General features: G+C 47.3%; 14 protein-coding genes. 7 read left to right on the forward strand and 7 right to left on the reverse strand.

Features of this window, described 5'->3' with window-relative positions:
- On the forward strand, positions 1-1,293 hold a 1,293-nt coding region (locus ICN23_RS01315; protein WP_216230579.1), incomplete at its 5' end, for an Rne/Rng family ribonuclease.
- A gap of 13 nt (positions 1,294-1,306) precedes the next feature.
- Here ICN23_RS01315 and msbA read toward each other — a convergent pair.
- The gene (msbA, locus tag ICN23_RS01320; protein ID WP_216230580.1) at positions 1,307-3,070 is read right to left on the reverse strand and encodes a lipid A export permease/ATP-binding protein MsbA; all 1,764 of its coding nucleotides are present in this window, start codon (positions 3,068-3,070) and stop codon (positions 1,307-1,309) included.
- A gap of 10 nt (positions 3,071-3,080) precedes the next feature.
- On the opposite strand from msbA, the gene ICN23_RS01325 reads away from it, so the two are divergent.
- From ICN23_RS01325 to ICN23_RS01335, 3 genes are read left to right on the forward strand one after another with little or no spacing between them, the layout of a single operon-like run.
- Entirely contained in the window at positions 3,081-3,842 is a 762-nt protein-coding gene (locus tag ICN23_RS01325) for a glycosyltransferase family 2 protein (protein ID WP_216230581.1), read from the forward strand.
- Positions 3,839-4,618: a glycosyltransferase family 2 protein gene (locus ICN23_RS01330; protein WP_216230582.1), complete on the forward strand. Its 780-nt coding sequence runs from the start codon at positions 3,839-3,841 to the stop codon at positions 4,616-4,618. The genes ICN23_RS01325 and ICN23_RS01330 overlap by 4 nt, the downstream gene beginning before the upstream one ends.
- Positions 4,619-4,632: 14 nt before the next feature.
- Entirely contained in the window at positions 4,633-5,790 is a 1,158-nt protein-coding gene (locus ICN23_RS01335; protein ID WP_216230583.1) for a glycosyltransferase family 9 protein, read from the forward strand.
- 26 nt (positions 5,791-5,816) lie between these two features.
- Here the strand turns inward: ICN23_RS01335 and dnaE are convergent, their stop codons facing one another.
- On the reverse strand, positions 5,817-9,434 hold the full coding sequence (gene dnaE, locus ICN23_RS01340; protein WP_216230584.1) for a DNA polymerase III subunit alpha: 3,618 nt from the start codon (positions 9,432-9,434) through the stop codon (positions 5,817-5,819).
- Between the two features lie 3 nt (positions 9,435-9,437).
- Between dnaE and gluQRS the strand changes: the two genes are divergently transcribed.
- Positions 9,438-10,403 (forward strand): tRNA glutamyl-Q(34) synthetase GluQRS, encoded by a 966-nt coding sequence (gene gluQRS / locus ICN23_RS01345; protein WP_216230585.1) that lies wholly within the window; start codon positions 9,438-9,440, stop codon positions 10,401-10,403.
- 40 nt (positions 10,404-10,443) lie between these two features.
- On the opposite strand, the gene ICN23_RS01350 is transcribed toward gluQRS, so the two are convergent.
- The 3 genes from ICN23_RS01350 to ICN23_RS01360 all read right to left on the reverse strand — a co-directional run bounded on the left by ICN23_RS01350 (position 10,444) and on the right by ICN23_RS01360 (position 13,636).
- A complete protein-coding gene (locus tag ICN23_RS01350) occupies positions 10,444-11,892 on the reverse strand; it encodes a DEAD/DEAH box helicase (RefSeq protein WP_216230586.1) in 1,449 nt (482 codons plus the stop codon).
- A gap of 6 nt (positions 11,893-11,898) precedes the next feature.
- Complete coding sequence (locus ICN23_RS01355; protein WP_216231871.1) at positions 11,899-12,303, reverse strand: heme-binding protein; 405 nt, start codon at positions 12,301-12,303, stop codon at positions 11,899-11,901.
- 148 nt (positions 12,304-12,451) lie between these two features.
- Positions 12,452-13,636: an alanine--glyoxylate aminotransferase family protein gene (locus tag ICN23_RS01360; protein WP_216230587.1), complete on the reverse strand. Its 1,185-nt coding sequence runs from the start codon at positions 13,634-13,636 to the stop codon at positions 12,452-12,454.
- Positions 13,637-13,842: 206 nt separating this feature from the next.
- Between ICN23_RS01360 and ICN23_RS01365 the strand changes: the two genes are divergently transcribed.
- Positions 13,843-14,538 carry a GntR family transcriptional regulator gene (locus tag ICN23_RS01365; RefSeq protein WP_216230588.1) on the forward strand — a complete coding sequence of 232 codons (696 nt, stop codon included), beginning with the start codon at positions 13,843-13,845 and terminating at the stop codon, positions 14,536-14,538.
- Positions 14,535-17,603 (forward strand): FAD-binding and (Fe-S)-binding domain-containing protein, encoded by a 3,069-nt coding sequence (locus ICN23_RS01370; protein ID WP_216230589.1) that lies wholly within the window; start codon positions 14,535-14,537, stop codon positions 17,601-17,603. Before ICN23_RS01365 ends, ICN23_RS01370 begins: the two co-directional genes overlap by 4 nt.
- Positions 17,604-17,637: 34 nt before the next feature.
- Here ICN23_RS01370 and ICN23_RS01375 read toward each other — a convergent pair whose 3' ends face one another.
- Together ICN23_RS01375 and ICN23_RS01380 are read right to left on the reverse strand one after the other, a co-directional pair.
- Complete coding sequence (locus ICN23_RS01375) at positions 17,638-18,009, reverse strand: AzlD domain-containing protein (RefSeq protein ID WP_216860528.1); 372 nt, start codon at positions 18,007-18,009, stop codon at positions 17,638-17,640.
- The gene (locus ICN23_RS01380) at positions 18,006-18,791 is read right to left on the reverse strand and encodes an AzlC family ABC transporter permease (protein WP_216230590.1); all 786 of its coding nucleotides are present in this window, start codon (positions 18,789-18,791) and stop codon (positions 18,006-18,008) included. Before ICN23_RS01380 ends, ICN23_RS01375 begins: the two co-directional genes overlap by 4 nt.
- Positions 18,792-18,804 lie beyond the last annotated feature (13 nt).

Consider the following 18,804-nt stretch of genomic DNA (forward strand, 5'->3'; position numbering starts at 1 on the left):
ATCGAGATTGGACTAGAGCGCACTGCTTTTATGCACGTTGCTGATATCACGCAGAATAATCCTCAGGCACAAATTGAAAAATTATTGTTTGAAGGTCAAACCCTTTTAGTACAAGTTCTTAAAGATCCTTTAGGTACAAAAGGAGCGCGCCTTACAACTCAACTCAGCATTGCTGGGCGTAATTTGGTTTACCTACCGCCTGCTGGCAGCGATGCTGCTACCGAAAAATATATTGGCGTCTCTCAACGCATCGATCAACCCGAAGAGCGTGAAGCTATCAAGGCTCGTCTCGCTAGCTTAATGGCATCCGATGAAAAAGGTGGCATTATCGTGCGCACCAGCGCTCAGGATGCCTCAGACACTGAACTGCAGCATGACATGCTTTACCTACGCACTACCTGGGACAACATCCATGCGGCGATGAAAAATAATCCCGCGCCCACCCTGCTCTATCAAGACCTCAGCTTGGCTGAACGCGTCTTGCGCGATGTGGCCGGAGAAGAAACCACGCAAATTCGAGTTGATTCGGCTGAGAATTTCGAGAAGTTGAAGGCTTTTACTAATGCTTACATGCCTAATCTTTTAGGTAAGCTGACATTGCATCGTGGTGAACGTGCACTCTTTGATTTATTTGATGTCGATGCTGAAATTAATAAGGCACTCGGTCGTCGAGTTGATCTCAAGTCCGGTGGCTATTTGATGATTGACCAAACCGAGTCTATGACAACGATTGATGTGAACACTGGCAGCTATGTTGGTGCGCGCAATCTGGATGACACTGTTTTCAAAACGAATTTGGAGGCAGCCCAAGCAATTGCAAGGCAGCTACGCTTGCGTAACCTCGGCGGGATCATCATCATTGATTTCATCGACATGGTTGGTAAAGATCATCAAGAGTCTGTATTGCATGAGCTCAAGCGAAATCTAGAACGTGATCATGCTCGCACCTCAGTCAGCGACTTTTCTGCGCTAGGCTTAGTGGAGATGACTCGTAAACGCACTCGTGAATCCTTAGCCCATATCACCTGCGAGCCCTGTGCTACCTGCCTTGGCAAGGGTGAAGTGAAAACTGCTCAAACTATTTGTTACGAGATTTTGCGCGAGATTGTGCGAGAACACCGTCAATTTAACCCAAGAGAATTTAGAATCGTAGCAGCGCCCGATGTGATTGATCTCTTCCTGGAAGAAGAGAATCAATTCTTGGCGCAGTTAGGTGACTTTATTGGTAAGCCAATTACTCTTCAGGCCGAAGGTAGCTTCCGCCAAGAGCAATACGATATTGTTCTGAGTTAAACCTACTCGTTAATTAAGCGTTAGAAAATTGGATGCGATGCAGGTTGGCATAGAGTCCATCTTGCTTAATCAAATCTTCGTGTGAACCATTTTCTACAATCTGGCCATGCTCCAACACCACAATACGATCAGCATGTTCAATAGTTGACAAGCGGTGAGCAATGACCAAGGTAGTTCTACCCGCCATTAGGCGATCAAGCGCATCCTGCACTTGGCGCTCAGACTCTGAATCCAGGGCTGAAGTGGCTTCGTCCAAAATCAAAATTGGGGCATTTTTATAGATTGCGCGCGCTATCGCCATACGCTGGCGTTGCCCGCCAGATAAGCGATTACCGTTATCGCCTATCAGGGAATCAATCCCTTCTGGCAACTCTTTAATGAGCGCACTTAAGTTTGCAGCCTCTAAGGCTTCCATAACACGGCCGCGATCGATGCCAGCTTGATCGCTAGCGCCGTAAGCGACGTTAGCAGCAATCGTATCGTTAAAGAGAATAACGTCCTGGCTCACAAATGCGATTTGGCGACGCACATCAGCCAACACAATATCTTCCATTGGAATGTCATCCAGGAAAATATGTCCGTTAGTGGGTTTATAGAATCGAGGCAATAAGTTGACGAGAGTGGATTTACCGCCACCAGACGGGCCCACAAAAGCAACGACTTCACCCGGCTTAATGGTGAGATTGATATTGCTGAGGGCATCTTTACGATCACCCTCCTGCTCATATGCAAACCCAACATTCTCGAATCGAATGCCGCCTTTAGCCTTGTCAAGTGGCTTCATGTTTTGCTTGCGCTCTTCACCCTCTTCAAAAGGTTGATCCATTAATCCAAAAATCATCTCTGCTGCAGTGAGGCCGCGTTGGAGGGGTTGATTAATGTCGGCCAAGTGCTTCAGCGGGGAAATCACCAACATCATGGCGGTAATGAAAGCTGCAAAACCCCCAACAGTAGTGCCTTCGGTGGCTGATTGCATCAAGGCAATCACGAGAACTACGGATAAGGCCATGGAGGCAATCAACTGAGTAATAGGTTGATTCAAGCCACCCGCCACTGCAGACTTCAGAGCAAATTGGCGTAAACGCTCTGCCTTTTGCTGGAATCGACCCATCTCATAGTCTTGGGCGCCATGCACTTTAACAATTTTGTAACCAGCTGCAGCCTCTTCAACGATATAAGCAAGATCGCTGGTAAGTGTTTGTTGTTCGCGATTAAGCGATCTTAGTCGACGATTAATTTTGCTCATGATGAATGCAATCACCGGGAAAATAATCAAGACAACTAATGTCAATTGCCAATTTAAATAGATTAAGTAACCCATCAAACCAACTACGGTTAGCGAATCTCGCACCAAGCTGATTAACATGCCGCCCATCACGGTAAGTACATTATTTACCTCAAATACCACGCCATTAATTAAAGTAGATGCAGAGTTCTTTTGAAAAAAGGTTGTACTAGCATGCAATAGCGTTTGAAACATTTGCTCACGCAATTTCAGCAACACAGAGTTAATCACCTTAGTTAGCAAATAACTCGACAGAAATTGTGCCAAGCTGCGTACCAAAGCCAAGCCCACCAAGAAAACCGGCACTTGCCAAAGCTTGCTATTGAGCTGTCCAGTAAAACCGCGATCCAATAAAGGCTTCATCAGGGCTGGAATGGAGGTCTCGGCAGCAGCCACTACAGCCATAGCCAAAAGGGACCCAATAATCAAGCCAATATGGGGCTTTAGGTACGTAATTAAGCGATTTAAGGAGGTACGGTCTTGAGCATTCATATAATGAATTATGCCCACGTTATCCGTCATACTCATCACCCGCAATGAAGAGGCCAATCTGGCCGACTGTCTGGCCTCCCTGGAGGGGATTGCCCAGCAGATCGTGATTGTGGATACCAATAGCGCTGACTGCACCCTAGAAATAGCCCAAAACCATGGGGCAACCATCTCCCAGCCTTCAGACTGGCCTGGATTTGGCCCCCAAAAGAACCGGGCTCTGGATCTTGCAACAGGCGATTGGGTGCTCTCTTTGGACGCCGATGAAAGGTTAACTCCTGCCCTGCGCTCAGAAATCCAGACGGCAATTCACCATAGCGCTCATGTGGACTGCTTTGCCATTCCCAGATTGTCTTGGTACTGCGGTCGATTTATCCGCCACTCCGGATGGAGCCCTGATTATGTTGACCGTCTCTTTAAGCGTGGGACTGCCCGCTTTTCTAATGACCTAGTGCATGAACGGCTCATTCCCAATGGGCAGGTCGCCAAACTAGAAAACCCGATGTTGCATTACAGCTTTATGAACTACTCTCAAGTTTTGCAAAAACTTGATCGCTATTCGACTGCATCGGCAGAGCAAGCATTTGCCAAGGGTAAAACTAGCAGTCCTCTAAAAGCTGTTCTTCATGGTGTTTGGGCATTTATTCGCACCTATATTATTCGCGTAGGTTTTTTAGATGGCGCGCAAGGGTTTGCTTTAGCCGTATCTAATGGTCAAGGCACTTACTACCGCTATATCAAGCTCTGGCACCTCAACCAGGAAGCGAATAAATGATTTCGATTTTGTTGGCCACCTACAACTGGCCACAAGCGCTTAAGCTTTGTCTCGAATCACTTGCAACTCAAACAGATATAGGCTTTGAGATCATTATTGCCGATGATGGCTCCACTGAGAGCACCAAACAGGTCATTGAATCGTTTAAGCATTCATCTCCCATAGCCATCACGCATTTATGGCAAGAAGATATTGGTTTTCGGAAAACCAAAATACTCAATCAAGCGATTGATGCAGCCCATGGTGACTACCTGGTATTTCTGGATGGGGATTGCATTGTTCAGCCTGACTTTATAGCGCAGCATCGCGAATTGGCACAAAAAGGATATCTCGTCACCGGTAGCCGAGTGCTACTCAGTGAAGATCTCACTCAAGAGTTGCTCACCTGGCCTCAATGGAACTTCTCCACCTTCTGCACAGCTCTATTCAGCAAAAGAATTACTGGAGGCATTAATAAATACTGGCCTCTCAAAATAAAGCTGGGTAATGGCTCATGGCGTAATTACAAAAAATTTGTTTGGCGCCGTATCAAAGGTTGCAATATGGCCTGCTGGAAATCAGATGCTAAAGCCATTAATGGCTTTGATGAAACTATGACTGGTTGGGGCCATGAAGATGCCGATTTTGTTTTTAGATTGCAGCAACATGGCATCGCCCGTAAATCGGGCTCCTGGTCGACTGAAGTACTGCACCTTTTCCATAAAATTCATGATCAAAGCAATGCTGCTGAGAACGCACGGCGCGTGCGTGAAAAAATCATGGCAAAGGCACTGTAAATACTCATACTGCTATGACGAATTACTCTGCCCTCAAGCCTAAGAAAGTGCTATTCATTGCCACACGGCAGATTGGTGACGTGCTGGTAACAACCCCCCTTATTAGCAAGGCAAGAGAGCTCTGGCCAGATGCGGAGTTTCACTTCTTGGGATATCGCGGCAAGCTAGAGATGCTGCATGGTAATCCCGATATCGCTGAGATCATCGAGACCTCTGATCGCCCAGGATTTGGTGAATACCTCTCTTTATTTAATCGCCTATTTCAGCGCTATGACCTGGCTGTTGTAACCCAACCTAGCGACCGAGCCTACCTATATGGCTTAGTGTCAGCTTTTAGAAGAGTTGGCGTTCTCGGTGGTCATCCTCAAGGCAAAGATTCTGCAGATCAACACAAGCGTAGCAAGAGTGAGAAGCAAAATGCCTGGAAGAAGTTCATCTGCATCCACACCGTGGATATTGATTACTTTAATCAACACGTCATTACAGAAAAGCTGCGCCTTCTAGAAGCCTTCTTTAAAAATCCAGCGGATTTATTCTCAAAACAGATCTCGGTGACGCCTCCTGAAGGCGAACCCTTAACACCCGTCATCGCTAGTGAACTCAAGCAACCCTATGTCGTCATACATCCAGGACCTCTGACCGCTTATAAACGTTGGCCACTCGCATACTGGCAAGAGCTCATTACCTGGTTGGTTAATCAAGGCTTTCAGATCGTACTAAGCGCTTCACCCGCAAAGCAAGATGTGCAACTGAATCACGACATCATGTCTTTATTGGCGGAAGATATAAAGAGTAAGGTGATTAACGCTGCTGGCAAGTTATCTATTCCACAGGCGGGGACGCTCATTCGTAGTGCTACTGTATACATTGGAGTAGATACGTCCATTACGCATTTAGCAGCAGCTTGTAATACTCCTACTATCGCCCTCTTTGGTGCCACACCCCCAACCAACTTTGGCCCATGGCCTAATGGTTTTGTAGGTGAGCAGCCTTTTCAACTACGTGCTCGCTCACAAACCGTGGGCTATGTCACCATTTTGCAAGGCCCAGGTGAATGCGTACCTTGCCGCAAAGCAGGATGCCTTGATAAAGCAGATAGCTATAGCGAGTGTTTGGATCTACTAGAGCCTAAACAAGTAATTGAAGCGATTCAGAGGATCTTGCCAAGCTAAAGTAGTGGCAAGCTCGAAAAACTTGCTTAGTGGTACTGAACCTGCACAGGGTCTTTTTGTTTGGAAGCCAAGATTTGGCTCAAACTATGTAAGCAAGCATCATCTGGATAGATGCGCAGCTCTTCTGGGAACTGCATTAAACAGGCGCCGCCGCTAGTTGTCACCGCAGCAGTCAACATCAAGCCCTTCATGCCATCATTTGAGCCTGATAAAGCTGGAGCAGTAGCTCCTAACTTAGGATCTCTGACACGATTGGCCATCAAGTAAGGATTGATTTGGCTACGCAGCATCTTGATATCAATAGCGTTATCAATACATACGTGAACGTTACGAGCAAAACGCATTCGAGCACCGGTGATGTCCATCACCGCCTCAGACACAATCCGCATGCCGCCTGAGAACTTATCTGGGGTCACATTCACTTTAGCGACCAAGAGCTCATCTTCCTTGAGCCATGAGCGATTAGGCTCATACACTTCGCTATACAAAGTGACTTCCAGGGCTGCAGTGCCATCATCAATTGTCGCAATCATCATACGGCCGCGCTGGCCAGTCAACATCCGTGCTGAAGTGATAATGCCAGCGATCAGCTGATCTTTACCTTCGGCAACTTTTGATAAAGGTTGACGAATGAAGTGGGAGGTCTCGTCACGATAGGCATCAAACATATGACCCGTTAAACAAAGTCCTAAAGCATTCTTCTCTTCTTGTAAGCGCTTCTTCTCAGACCAAACAGGCTCACGCACTAACTCTGGTAGATGGCGATTCTCTTCGCCAGCATCTTCAAATAAGCTCACCTGGTGAATCGAAGCCTCAGCTTGCTCGGCAGCTTCAATCGCTCTTGCTAAAGAAGCAAGTAAGGTAGATCGAATGTCATACAAATTACCACCGGCAGGCACGGAGTCACGATACAGGCTATCAAATGCACCAGCACGCATGAGTGCTTCAATCGCACGGCGATTCACCTGTCTGCGGTCTACACGGGCACAGAAATCAAACAGATCCTTAAATGGTCCGCCAGTTTCTCGCGCGTTAACTATCGACTCAATTGCAGCCTCGCCGGTACCGCGAACAGCACCGAGACCATAACGGACATGACTAATTGGGGAGTCTGGGGGTGCATCGGGTGCACGCAATGGCGTGAAATCATAAACACCCGTATTAATGTCTGGTGAGAACACCCGAATGTTGTTGGCCAAGCAATCGTCATACAGAATCTTTACCTTATCGGTGTCATCCATAGCGAGCGATAAGTTGGCCGCCATAAATTCGGCTGGGTAATACGCCTTAAGCCAAGCAGTTTGATAAGCTAGAAGTGCATATGCAGCAGCGTGAGACTTATTAAATCCATAGCCCGCAAAACGCTCCATCAAGTCATAGATCTCGTTGGCCTTACCTTCAGAGATACCACCGGCTTTTGCGCCATCGCTAAAGATCTTGCGATGCTGTGCCATTTCTTCTGGCTTTTTCTTACCCATCGCACGACGCAACATGTCAGCGCCGCCTAATGAGTAGCCGCCAATCATCTGTGCCATCTGCATCACCTGCTCTTGGTAAACCATGATGCCGTAGGTTTCACGCAAAACAGGCTCAATACGCGGATCGGGATACTCTACTTTTTGACGGCCATGCTTACGCTCAATAAAGTCTGGGATCAAGTCCATTGGACCTGGGCGATACAAGGCCACCAAAGCAATGATGTCTTCAAAGCGGTCGGGCTTGGCTTCACGAAGCATGCCTTGCATGCCGCGGCTTTCTAGCTGGAATACTGCAACAGTATTAGCACGCTTGAGAACATCAAATGCTTTTTCATCATCGAGCGGTATCTCCCCAATATTCCAATCTCTGCGATCAACATGTAAAGTTTTAATCCAGCGCTCTGCAGCCGCCAAGATGGTTAGGGTGGTTAAGCCCAAGAAGTCAAACTTCACCAAGCCAATCGCTTCTACGTCATCTTTATCAAACTGACTAATGACGGAGCTACTGTCTTGATCTTTACTTTCTTGGGTATACAGCGGACAAAAATCAGTGAGACGCCCAGGAGCAATCAACACACCACCCGCGTGCATACCGACGTTACGAGTCATACCTTCTAACTGCTGCGCCAAAGATAGTAATTGACGCACCTCGTCTTCATTCTTCTCGCGTTCGGCTAATTGCTTCTCTTCCTTCTTTGCCATCTCAATAGTCATATATTGACCTGGCTTATTCGGCACCAGCTTAGCAATGCCATCCACAAAGTTATAGCCCTGCTCTAGTACGCGACCCACGTCACGAATCGCCGCTCTGGCAGCCATCGTTCCAAAAGTCGCAATCTGACTGACTGCATCCTTACCGTATTTATCTTTTACGTACTGGATCACACGGTCACGACCGTGCTGACAGAAGTCAATATCGAAGTCGGGCATCGATACCCGCTCTGGATTTAAGAAGCGCTCAAAGAGCAAGTTGTAACGCAGTGGATCTAAGTCGGTAATACCGAGTGAGTAAGCCACCAAAGAGCCCGCACCAGATCCACGACCTGGACCCACCGGTACGCCATTATTTTTTGCCCAGTTGATAAAGTCGGCCACGATTAAGAAGTAGCCTGGGAAGCCCATTTGAGAAATGGTCTTCACCTCGAACACTAAACGCTCGTGATAACGCGCCATTTCTTTTTCACGCTCTTCTACGTCCGGGAAGTTGCGCTCCATGTGGCGCTTCAAACCGATCTCAGATTGCTGCAATAAATAATCTTCCAAGCTAATTCCAGGCGGAATTGGAAAATCAGGTAAGCGCGGCTGACCTAAAACTAAAGAGAGATTGCATCGCTTAGCGATTTCAACCGAGTTGGCTATGGCTGCTGGCAAGTCAGCGAAACGCTTTTCCATCTCCTCTTGGGTGAGGAAGTATTGCTCTTCATTAAACTTTTTAGTGCGGCGAGGATTGCCCAGCAATTCACCTTCGGCAATACAGACACGGGCCTCATGCGCCGTGAAATCACTTCTCTGCATGAACTGCACTGGATGGGTTGCAACTACTGGTAAATCCAAATCACTAGCAAGATGACATGCCAGTTGCAGTTGTTTTTCATCCTGAGGATTGCCGCCGCGCTGAACTTCAATATAGAAAGACTTTGGGAATAGCTTTTCATAACGCCGCGCAACAATCTTGGCATGATCTTCTTGGCCAGCTAACAATGCCGTTCCAACTTCACCCATACGCGCACCTGAGAGTGCAATCAATCCATAAGACAAAGTGCGTTTTGCTGCTTTATCCTCCGCTTTAGCAGCAGGCTCACTAAACCAAGCTGAATCCACTTCAGCGCGACCGCGAGATTGATTATCGAGAGATGCTCTACTGAGCAACTCACATAAATTGAGATAGCCAGAATGGTTTTGTACTAATAACAGTAAACGATAGGGCTGATCCGGATCCTGAGGATTACTAATCCAAACATCAGCACCCGCAATCGGCTTGATACCACTCGAGCGTGCAGCAGTGTAAAAACGCACCAAACCAAATAAATTACTTAAATCCGTGATGGCTAGGGCACCCATCTCGTCTTTGACAGCTGCTGCGACCGCATCATCAATGCGAACGACTCCATCCGTAATCGAAAACTCGGAATGGACGCGGAGATGAACAAAACGGGGTGAAGCCATGAGATGATTTTAGCTGTGTCGACACCTAAAAACCTTGCATCCCCAGCCGGCGGCTATCGCGGGCGATTTGCCCCATCCCCTACCGGACCACTCCATGCCGGATCCCTAGCCACAGCCCTTGGAAGCTGGCTAGATGCCCGTAAAAATGGGGGCAAATGGCTACTCAGAATCGAGGATTTAGACACCCCTCGCTGCATCCCCGAAGCAACCCAGCAAATACAGTCCCAATTGCTCGCCTGCGGGCTTTCTTGGGATGAGGAGATCATCTATCAATCCCAGCGCCAAGAGGCCTACCAAGCTGCCTTAGAGCGCTTAAATGGACAAGGATGCCTATATGCCTGCACCTGCTCCAGGCAAACCATTGCCAATGCCCTGATCAGGCTTGGCATAGAAACCCCTCGAAACCAAGAAATGGTCTATCCAGGCACCTGCCGGCCTACCACTTTGGGTATCGCCGATTTAAATCGTAATCCTCAGCCCACTCTTCAAGATTTAAAAAGGGCTTGGCGTATCGCTCTTCCGGCGGATTGCCATATTCAATTTCAGGATTTAGGGTTAGGCCAGCAAAGCCAAGATCTCAATACTGCAGTAGGTGATTTTGTTCTACGGAGAAGCGATGGCCTGTTTACCTATCAACTTGCTGTTGTCGTCGATGATGCAGAGCAAGGCATTACTCATATCGTCCGTGGCGAAGATTTATTAAGCAATACTGCAAGACAAATTTACTTGCAGGACTTGCTAGGATACATAAGACCAGAGTATCTGCACTTACCTTTAGTACTCGATGAGCATGGTGAAAAACTGAGCAAGCAAACATTGGCAACACAAATCAATACTCAAGATGAAAAACACTCGCTCATCGAGTTACGTAAGGCTGCCAAACATTTGGGGTTACGTAATTTGCCTGATGGCGAGAATGTCACTATTGCAGAGTGGCTACTGGCAGCCACTCATGTGTGGAAAAGCTAAATCACTTCGCTTTTCTTCTTGCAATTGATTTTTGGTTTCTTTATTTCTTTTTAAAGCCGCCAAGCAAAGCACCGACAGCTGGCTTAGCAGGAGTAATGCCTGCTTTTTTCTCTTCAGGCTTTGCAGCATCTGTGGCAGAAGCTGGTGCGGCAGAAGGCTCATATGGCTTGTAGAAGAAAGGGTCTGACATTTTGGCGGGTGCGCTGTTATAGCTACTAGAACCACCAGACGCTGGGCGGCTTTGTGAGGGCTCACCTGCTGGTAAAGGCTGTACATCCAGCTTACGCTTCATCAACTTTTCAATATCGTCGAGTAAGCGCTTCTCACTAGCATCAACTAAGGCAATCGCATCACCCTTGCTACCGGCACGACCAGTACGACCGATGCGATGAATAAAGTCTTCTGCGTTGTATGGCAACTCATGATTAATAACGCAAGGCATATCCGGAATATCTAAACCGCGCGCTGCTACATCGGTGGCTACCAGCGCTTCAATGGCGCCAGACTTGAACGCATCTAAAGTTAAAGTGCGCTCACCCTGACTCTTGTCACCATGAATCGCGCCCGCTTTAATACCATCACGCTCAAGTGCGCGTGACAATTTTGCACAACCCAAACGGCTATTGGTAAAGATGATGCATTGACGTGATAAACCAGCACGAGTGCGGGCCTCTAATACCTTCACAATTGCGCGTTGCTTATCCGCAGAGGAAACCATGTGCACCACTTGCTTGACCGTATCAGCTGCAGCATTTTGACGGGCGACCTCAACCGTTACCGGGGTGCGCAAGTAACTTTGCGCCAGCTTTTTAATTTCTGGTGAGAAAGTAGCGGAGAACAGCAATGTTTGTCTTTGCGCTGGAATCAAATCAATGATGCGCTGCAAGTCTGGCAAGAAGCCCATATCGAGCATGCGATCGGCTTCGTCTAAGACCAATATTTCTACTTGAGAGAGATTGGCCACTTTAGAACCAATGTGGTCGAGCAAGCGCCCAGGGGTAGCAATCAAAATCTCTACGCCATTGCGTAAGATTGCAACTTGTTCTTTCATATCTACGCCGCCATAAACCACTGCAGCGCGTAAATCTGTATGTTTGGAATAACTGGCTGCGTTCTCAGCAACCTGCACTGCTAACTCACGCGTGGGCGTGAGAACCAATGCGCGAATTGGATGACGCGCCGGAGACGCGCTATTACTAGCATGGCGCAAAATCTTTTGAATAATCGGCAATACAAAAGCAGCGGTCTTACCAGTGCCAGTTTGCGCAGCACCCATTAAATCGCTTCCCGCCAAAACATGCGGAATCGATTGCGCTTGAATGGGAGTTGGAGTGTTGTAGCCCTGCTCAGAGACCGCTTTTTGAATTTTCGGGTCTAAACCAAAGTCAGCAAAAGTGATAGTTGCTGGAGGGGTGTTACTAACATCGGTAGGGGTAGCGCTATCGCTAACCCCTGTAGAAGAATTTATTTCAGTAGCAGTATTTGTCAAGGTAACTTACAAGATGGCGGCAATGCCGGCCTTAGCGGTCTCAGCATCTTCCGCAGATTTAACGCCGGAAACGCCGACTGCGCCGATGGTAAACCCATTTACCTCGATATTGACGCCGCCTTCTAACATGCCCGATACATGGGGGGCAGATAAAAAGGCATGACGACCATTATTAATAATTTCTTCGTATACACGTGTCTCACGTTTACCCATTGCAGCAGTACGTGCTTTTTCTTGAGCAATATAGGCAGACAAAGGAGCGCAACCATCACGACGAATTAAACCCAACATATGACCGCCATCATCACAAACGGCAATCGTCACTGCTAAATTATTTTTAGCGGCGTGTTGATCGGCTGCATTCAAAATCTTTTGAACATCAGCTTGAGTTAAATAAGGTTTAGTAGCCAACATGGTTAATCTTTCTTTGTCTCGAATATGTTTTATATGATGAAAGTGCTATCTATACACAGCACCTGAATTATAAGGGGTGTAGCCCGACTCCGGTCTAGAAGCCTTGCTACACCCTGTCTCCACCCAACTAATTGATTATTTAAGGCTATTTGAGAAATTCTTGGGCAGCAACTACGCCGCTGGCCTTGGGCTTAAAGCCCATAGAGCCCAAGCTCATCTCTACACCACTTAATGCAGCCATCAAGCTCAATTCATTGCAATCACCCAAATGGCCGATACGGAATGCCTTGCCTTTGATCTTGCCCAAACCAGTGCCCAGGGAGAGATTGAATTTCTCCAGCGCATGTTTACGCAATACATCCGCATCCATGCCCTCCGGTGTGGCGATACAAGTAAGCACTGGTGAATAGCAATCTTTGTCTTGACACTGAATTTCTAAACCCCAGGCCTTTACTGCCTCACGACAAGCTGCTGCCAAACGTTGATGGCGTGCAAAGATCGTATCCAATCCTTCGGCCATCATCATGTCCATCGCTTCATGCAAACCGTACATCAAATTGGTGCTCGGAGTCGTTGGCCAGTAACCTGTTTTATTGGATTCGAGAATTTCATCCCAGGCCCAATATGCTTTATGCATTTTGTTAGTCTTACTGACTTCGATAGCACGGGGTGACAAGGCGTTAAAGCCAATGCCAGGTGGCAACATCAAGCCTTTTTGTGAGCCAGAGATCGTCACGTCAGCGCCCCACTTGTCATGCTCATAATCCGCCGAACCCAAGCCAGATACGCTGTCTACAAGTAACAAGGCTGGGTGCTTTAAAGAATCGATCGCTTTACGTACTGCTGAAATATTGGAAGTGACACCAGTAGAAGTTTCGTTATGCACTACACAAACGGCCTTGATCTCGTGACCAGTATCTTTTCGCAAACGCTCTTCGATTACTGCAGCGTCAACACCCCAACGCCAGCTATCTTGTCCTGCTTTACCAACTACCTCAACATCTAAACCAAGGCGCTTGCCAAGTGCGCGCCACAAGTTAGCAAACTGACCAGTTTCGTAGAACAACACTTTGTCGCCAGGACTCAGTACGTTTACCAAAGCACCCTCCCAAGAACCAGTTCCGGAAGCGGAATAAATAATGACCGGCTGCTCAGTTTTAAAAATCTTTTTGATGTTTTCCAACACCTTGAGACCAAATGCACCAAACTCAGGGCCGCGATGGTCAATAGTTTGATAGCTGATGGCGCGCAGCACGCGCGGAGGTACAGGACTTGGACCAGGAATATGCAAAAAGTGGCGTCCTGATGCGTGGTTATCAAGTTTCAACATGCTTTGTCTCACTTATGGGTATGTTTATGGGTGTTATTTCTGGCACTAGTGTATGACAATTTTTACTAATTTTCCATTTTGCATACAAATTATTTAAAATATCTATGTAAATAAACCATTAAATAGGCATTTAAAGCCTATATTTATGCTTTATGATGGCTTATTGTTAATTTTGTATACAAATATAGGATTTAGGGGATCTCAGTATGGCAGCCATAGAACAGCCTAATTCTCAGAATTTGCACGAGGCCACCTTTCAAAAACTCAGATCACTCTTAGTCGAGGGCAAGATCGCGCCCGGCAGCAAACTCAATGAGCGCGAGTTGGCTGAAAGCCTCAACGTCTCAAGGACTCCTATTCGTGAAGCGATTCGTCGTTTGGCTGCAGACGGATTGGTCGAGCTGATTACCAATCGCGGCGCCATTGCTGTTCAACTGAGTCTTGAAGATGTGATTCATACCTTTGATGTCATTGCTGATCTCGAAGGATTCTCTGGTGAGTTGGCTGCCAATAATGTTAGCGGCACCACCCTCTCAGAGTTAGAGGCCCTCCAATATGAAATGATGGCCTCATATGCTCGTCGTGATTTATCGAGTTATTACAAACTCAATCTGCGTATTCACCATCTCATTAATCAAGCAGCAAATAATCCGGTGCTCTCTAGACTCTTCACACAAGTTAATGCGCGCATCGAAGCATTGCGCTTTCGCTCCAACCAAGATGGTGTGAAATGGGAAAAGGCTGTAGAAGAGCACCAAGAGATGCTCGATGCACTCAAAGCTAGAGATGCTGCCCGCATGAGAAAAATCATGATTCAGCACGTACAGAACAAGCGCGATGTTGTAGTGCAGCTACTGAAATCAGAAGCAGAAATCAAAGATGCCGAGACAAGCAAGTCATGAATAAGCCTTTAGACCTCAAAGAACTGATGGTGGATCAGGCCGAGCTAGCCAAACGCTTGTGCCAAGAGACTTCTGGTGAAGTGATGACCGATAGCGCAAGTCGTGGCCGTTATGCAACTGATGCTTCCATCTATCAGGCCATGCCAGTTGCCGTATTTGTACCAAAGACTGCACAAGATATTGCCAGCGCCATTCAGATTGCAGCTGAGATGGGTGTGCCGGTGCTACCCCGTGGTGGCGGTACTAGCCAATGCGGTCAAACTACTGGCGCAGCACTGGTTATCGATAACACTAAATATTTCAGAAACGTTTTAGATCTCAATCTTGATAAAGGTTATGTTGAAGTTGAGCCCGGTATCGTCCTCGATCATCTCAATGGCTCACTCAAACAACATGGTCTTTGGTATCCAGTGGATGTATCCACTGCTGGACAAGCCACTATTGGCGGCATGGCAGGCAACAACTCTTGCGGTAGCCGATCAATTGCCTACGGCAATATGGTGCATAACGTATTAGGCATTGATGCTTGGTTAGCAGATGGCCGAATTGCCAATTTCAGCGATTACGCAAGTAGTACTGGAGCTGCAAAGCAATTGGGCGACTTTGTTAAAGATCTCGCAACCACCCTCTCCCCAGAAATCGAAGCACACTTTCCGAAGGTATTAAGACGGGTTGCTGGCTATAACTTGGATATCTTTAATCCTCAAAGTGAATTGCCTTATACCCAAGATGGCAGCGTGAACTTAGCGCACCTATTAGTAGGTAGCGAAGGTACTTTGGCGTATTTCAAATCTCTGAAGCTCAAACTCGCGCCATTACCTCAACATAAAGTGCTCGGTATTGTGAACTTTGCTAGCTTTTATAAAGCGATGGATAGCGCACAACATATTGTGAAGCTTGGTCCTACCGCGGTAGAGCTAGTTGATCGCACCATGATTGATTTAGCCCGTAGCAATCCGAGTTTTAAGAAAACCATTGAAACTGCTTTAATCGATCACACAGCACAGACCCCTGAGGCGATCTTGTTGGTAGAGTTTTCAGGCGAAGCACACGCGCCCCTCTTAGAAAAGCTCAAAGCATTACAAGAACTCATGAGTGATCTCGGTTTACCAGGTTCTGTTGTGCCAATGCCTGATGCATCCCTGCAAAAGAACTTATGGGAAGTACGCAAAGCAGGTCTCAACATCATGATGAGCCTCAAAGGTGATGGTAAGCCAGTGAGCTTTATTGAGGACTGCGCCGTGCCTCTGGAGAGTTTGGCGGATTACACTCAGGCATTGACTGATGTATTTGCTAAATACGGCTCTCGTGGCACTTGGTATGCCCATGCCTCTGTAGGTACATTGCATGTACGCCCCATCTTGGATATGCGTAGAGATGGCGCCCAGAAAATGCGCGCTGTTGCTGAAGAGGCTTCTGCTTTAGTACGTAAATACAAAGGTGCCTATAGCGGCGAGCATGGCGATGGCCTTTGTCGTGGTGAGTGGATCTCTTGGCAGTTTGGTCCGAAGATCACAGAAGCACTCGCAGAAATCAAATACGCATTTGATCCAAAGGGATTATTTAATCCAGGCAAGATCGTTAATCCGCCAAAGATGGATGACTCTATTAACTTTAGATTTCCGCCAAGTTATAAAGTAATCCCACTCCAGCCAGCGCTCGATTGGTCGGCTTGGAATGTACAGAACGATCCCGTCACAGAAGAAACTACTGCGCCTGGAACGGGCGGTGACCCGGCAATGGGTTTAGCCAAAGCTGTCGAAATGTGCAACAACAATGGTCACTGCCGTAAGTTTGATGCTGAAGTCATGTGCCCAAGCTATCGCGTTACCCGTGATGAGAAACACCTGACACGTGGCAGAGCCAATACGCTGCGCCTTGCACTTTCCAATCAACTCGATATCAAAGATGAATCCTCACCCCTAGGTAGCGATGCTATTAAAGAAGTGATGGAGCTTTGTGTGAGTTGCAAAGCATGTCGTCGCGAGTGCCCTACTGGCGTCGACATGGCCAAGATGAAGATTGAGTTCCTCTCCGCTTATAAGAAGCGTGTAGGCCACTCACTCAGAGATCTAGCAGTTGCCTATCTTCCCAAATATGCCAGCACGATTAGCAATATTCCTTTCTTGCCAGCAATCCTGAACCTGCGTAATCACATTACGCCTATTGCTAAGCTTCAAGAGTGGGTCATGGGTATCTCTGCACAAAGAAGTCTACCGATTTGGAAGAGCAAAACCTTCTGGAACCAGAAAACAGCAAACCCTTATCAATACACTCCTGAACAATTAGCAAGCAATGAGAATGGTAAGGGTGTAGTTCTGCTAGCCGATACATTTAACGCTTACTTTGAAGATGAGAATCTCCAGGCGGCATTAAAGGTACTTGAAGCTGCAGGCTATCGCATACATATTCCCAAGAAGAGCCAAAGCAAAGCAGCAAGTCAAGCCGATAACTCCTGCTCTAAAGAGTTTTGCTGTGGCAGAACCTATCTTGCAGCGGGCATGGTTGATAAAGCTAAAGCTACTCTAGGTGAACTGGTTGATCATCTTGCGCCTTATGCAGATAAGCACATTCCGATTATTGGCTTAGAGCCTTCTTGCTTATTCACTCTAAAAGATGAAGCCTTGGTGATGGGTTTTGGCGAACGTGCAGTCAGCGTTTCTAAAAAAGCACAACTCCTAGAAGAGTTCTTAGCGAGCGAAGCTAAAGCCGGGAAGCTCAACATCCAACTTAAAGCCGCGGATAAGCCTGTACTGTTTCATGGTCACTGCCATCAAAAGTCATTTGCTGCCGTTACTCCGGCCATGGAGTTGCTCAAACTCATTCCTAATGCAGAGCCTAAGCTGATTGAATCATCTTGCTGCGGTATGGCTGGTAGCTTTGGCTATGAGGCTGAGCACATTGAAGTATCTAAGCAAATGGCAGAGGCCAGCTTATTACCAAGTATTCGGAAGTCACCCGATAGCTGGGTGGTAGCTGATGGTACAAGCTGTCGTCACCAGATTGCGGATGGCACTCAAAGAGAAGCAGTACACATTGCCAGAATTTTGGCTGCGCATCTATAAAAACAAAAAAGATGGGCTGGCGCTATTTGGGTATTTAACGAATCACGCCGTAACCTACCATCAGCAAGGTTCCAGTCAACAAGGCTGGAACCAATCGCTTGGTAGGCTTAGAGATCATCACACCAATGGCTAAGGCGCAAATCAGAACGCGTATCCACAAAGGTACGGTTGCCATGAGGCCCAGCGGCATCACAATCAAACGCACTGTGAGTGCAGCAACCATTGCGTAGGTCACAGCTGCTAGCCAGCGAAATATCTCGCTATCTTGATTAATACTCTGAGACAGAAACACACCAATGGCGCGGCAGAAGTAGGTGCCTAGACAGGCGCCTACCAATGCAATCCATAAACCCCAACCAGTGAGGGCATCGCTCATGTGATTTAAAGCGTCTATTGCCCCGTTCATCCAAGTACTCCTGCTTTTTTGCGCAAGAACTTACGATCAATAAAGTAGGCCAAGGTGCCCGCAACCAAACCGGATGTCAACAAGCTGGTATCGCGATCGATCAGGAAAAAGATAGGGCCAAAAATACATCCTAGCAAAAGAGCGATGCGATTGATCCAGGGCTTTACCTCAGTAAAGGTCAGCAAGAAAAATAGTGGATTGATAAACACCAAACCCAAAGTAACTGGTTTAGGCACCATTCCTGCTAAGTAATAACCTAATACGGTTCCGGGCACAGAGATCAACCAACACAAGAGTCCTAGCCCAACAAAGTAACTGAGGCGATGTTTAATTTCAATTGCATGAAACTCCCGCATCGAGATAGCCCATGCAGTCATTGCTAATAAATGTACCGAAGCATAGAGACTGCGATTGCGATCCTTTTGATGAAACTGCGGAAAGAGCGTCACCGTCATTGTGATAAAGCGTGTCGATGTCAGCGTAACCGCTAAAGCAATCGCTACAACGGATGATCCGGTGATCGCCATCTCAAGCAAGACCACCTGCCCTGGTAAGGCGAACATGAAAAACGAGGTAAAGGTAGTAAACCAAACATCAAAGCCGTTGGTTTTACCCATCGCCCCAAAACCCACCATGCCAGCAAAGAGCACCATCGCCGGTGCACCAGCCGCATCCCGAATGCCAGACCAAAATGCATGGCTTGGATTTTTAAAGCGTTGTACCGCAGCCTCTTCTAGCGCGATTTCGCTAGGATCAATATAGGGCTGGTCGTTAGATGACATAGGGCAATTGTAA

Source organism: Polynucleobacter sp. MWH-Jannik1A5, from assembly GCF_018881795.1.
Taxonomy (GTDB): Bacteria; Pseudomonadota; Gammaproteobacteria; order Burkholderiales; family Burkholderiaceae; genus Polynucleobacter.

Excerpts from the sequence above, each read along its gene's own strand:
- msbA (WP_216230580.1), bottom strand. The coding sequence starts at position 3,070 with ATGAATGCTCAAGACCGTACCTCCTTAAATCGCTTAATTACGTACCTA.
- ICN23_RS01325 (WP_216230581.1), top strand. The coding sequence starts at position 3,081 with ATGCCCACGTTATCCGTCATACTCATCACCCGCAATGAAGAGGCCAAT.
- ICN23_RS01330 (WP_216230582.1), top strand. The coding sequence starts at position 3,839 with ATGATTTCGATTTTGTTGGCCACCTACAACTGGCCACAAGCGCTTAAG.
- ICN23_RS01335 (WP_216230583.1), top strand. The coding sequence starts at position 4,633 with ATGACGAATTACTCTGCCCTCAAGCCTAAGAAAGTGCTATTCATTGCC.
- dnaE (WP_216230584.1), bottom strand. The coding sequence starts at position 9,434 with ATGGCTTCACCCCGTTTTGTTCATCTCCGCGTCCATTCCGAGTTTTCG.
- gluQRS (WP_216230585.1), top strand. The coding sequence starts at position 9,438 with ATGATTTTAGCTGTGTCGACACCTAAAAACCTTGCATCCCCAGCCGGC.
- ICN23_RS01360 (WP_216230587.1), bottom strand. The coding sequence starts at position 13,636 with ATGTTGAAACTTGATAACCACGCATCAGGACGCCACTTTTTGCATATT.
- ICN23_RS01365 (WP_216230588.1), top strand. The coding sequence starts at position 13,843 with ATGGCAGCCATAGAACAGCCTAATTCTCAGAATTTGCACGAGGCCACC.
- ICN23_RS01370 (WP_216230589.1), top strand. The coding sequence starts at position 14,535 with ATGAATAAGCCTTTAGACCTCAAAGAACTGATGGTGGATCAGGCCGAG.
- ICN23_RS01375 (WP_216860528.1), bottom strand. The coding sequence starts at position 18,009 with ATGAACGGGGCAATAGACGCTTTAAATCACATGAGCGATGCCCTCACT.
- ICN23_RS01380 (WP_216230590.1), bottom strand. The coding sequence starts at position 18,791 with ATGTCATCTAACGACCAGCCCTATATTGATCCTAGCGAAATCGCGCTA.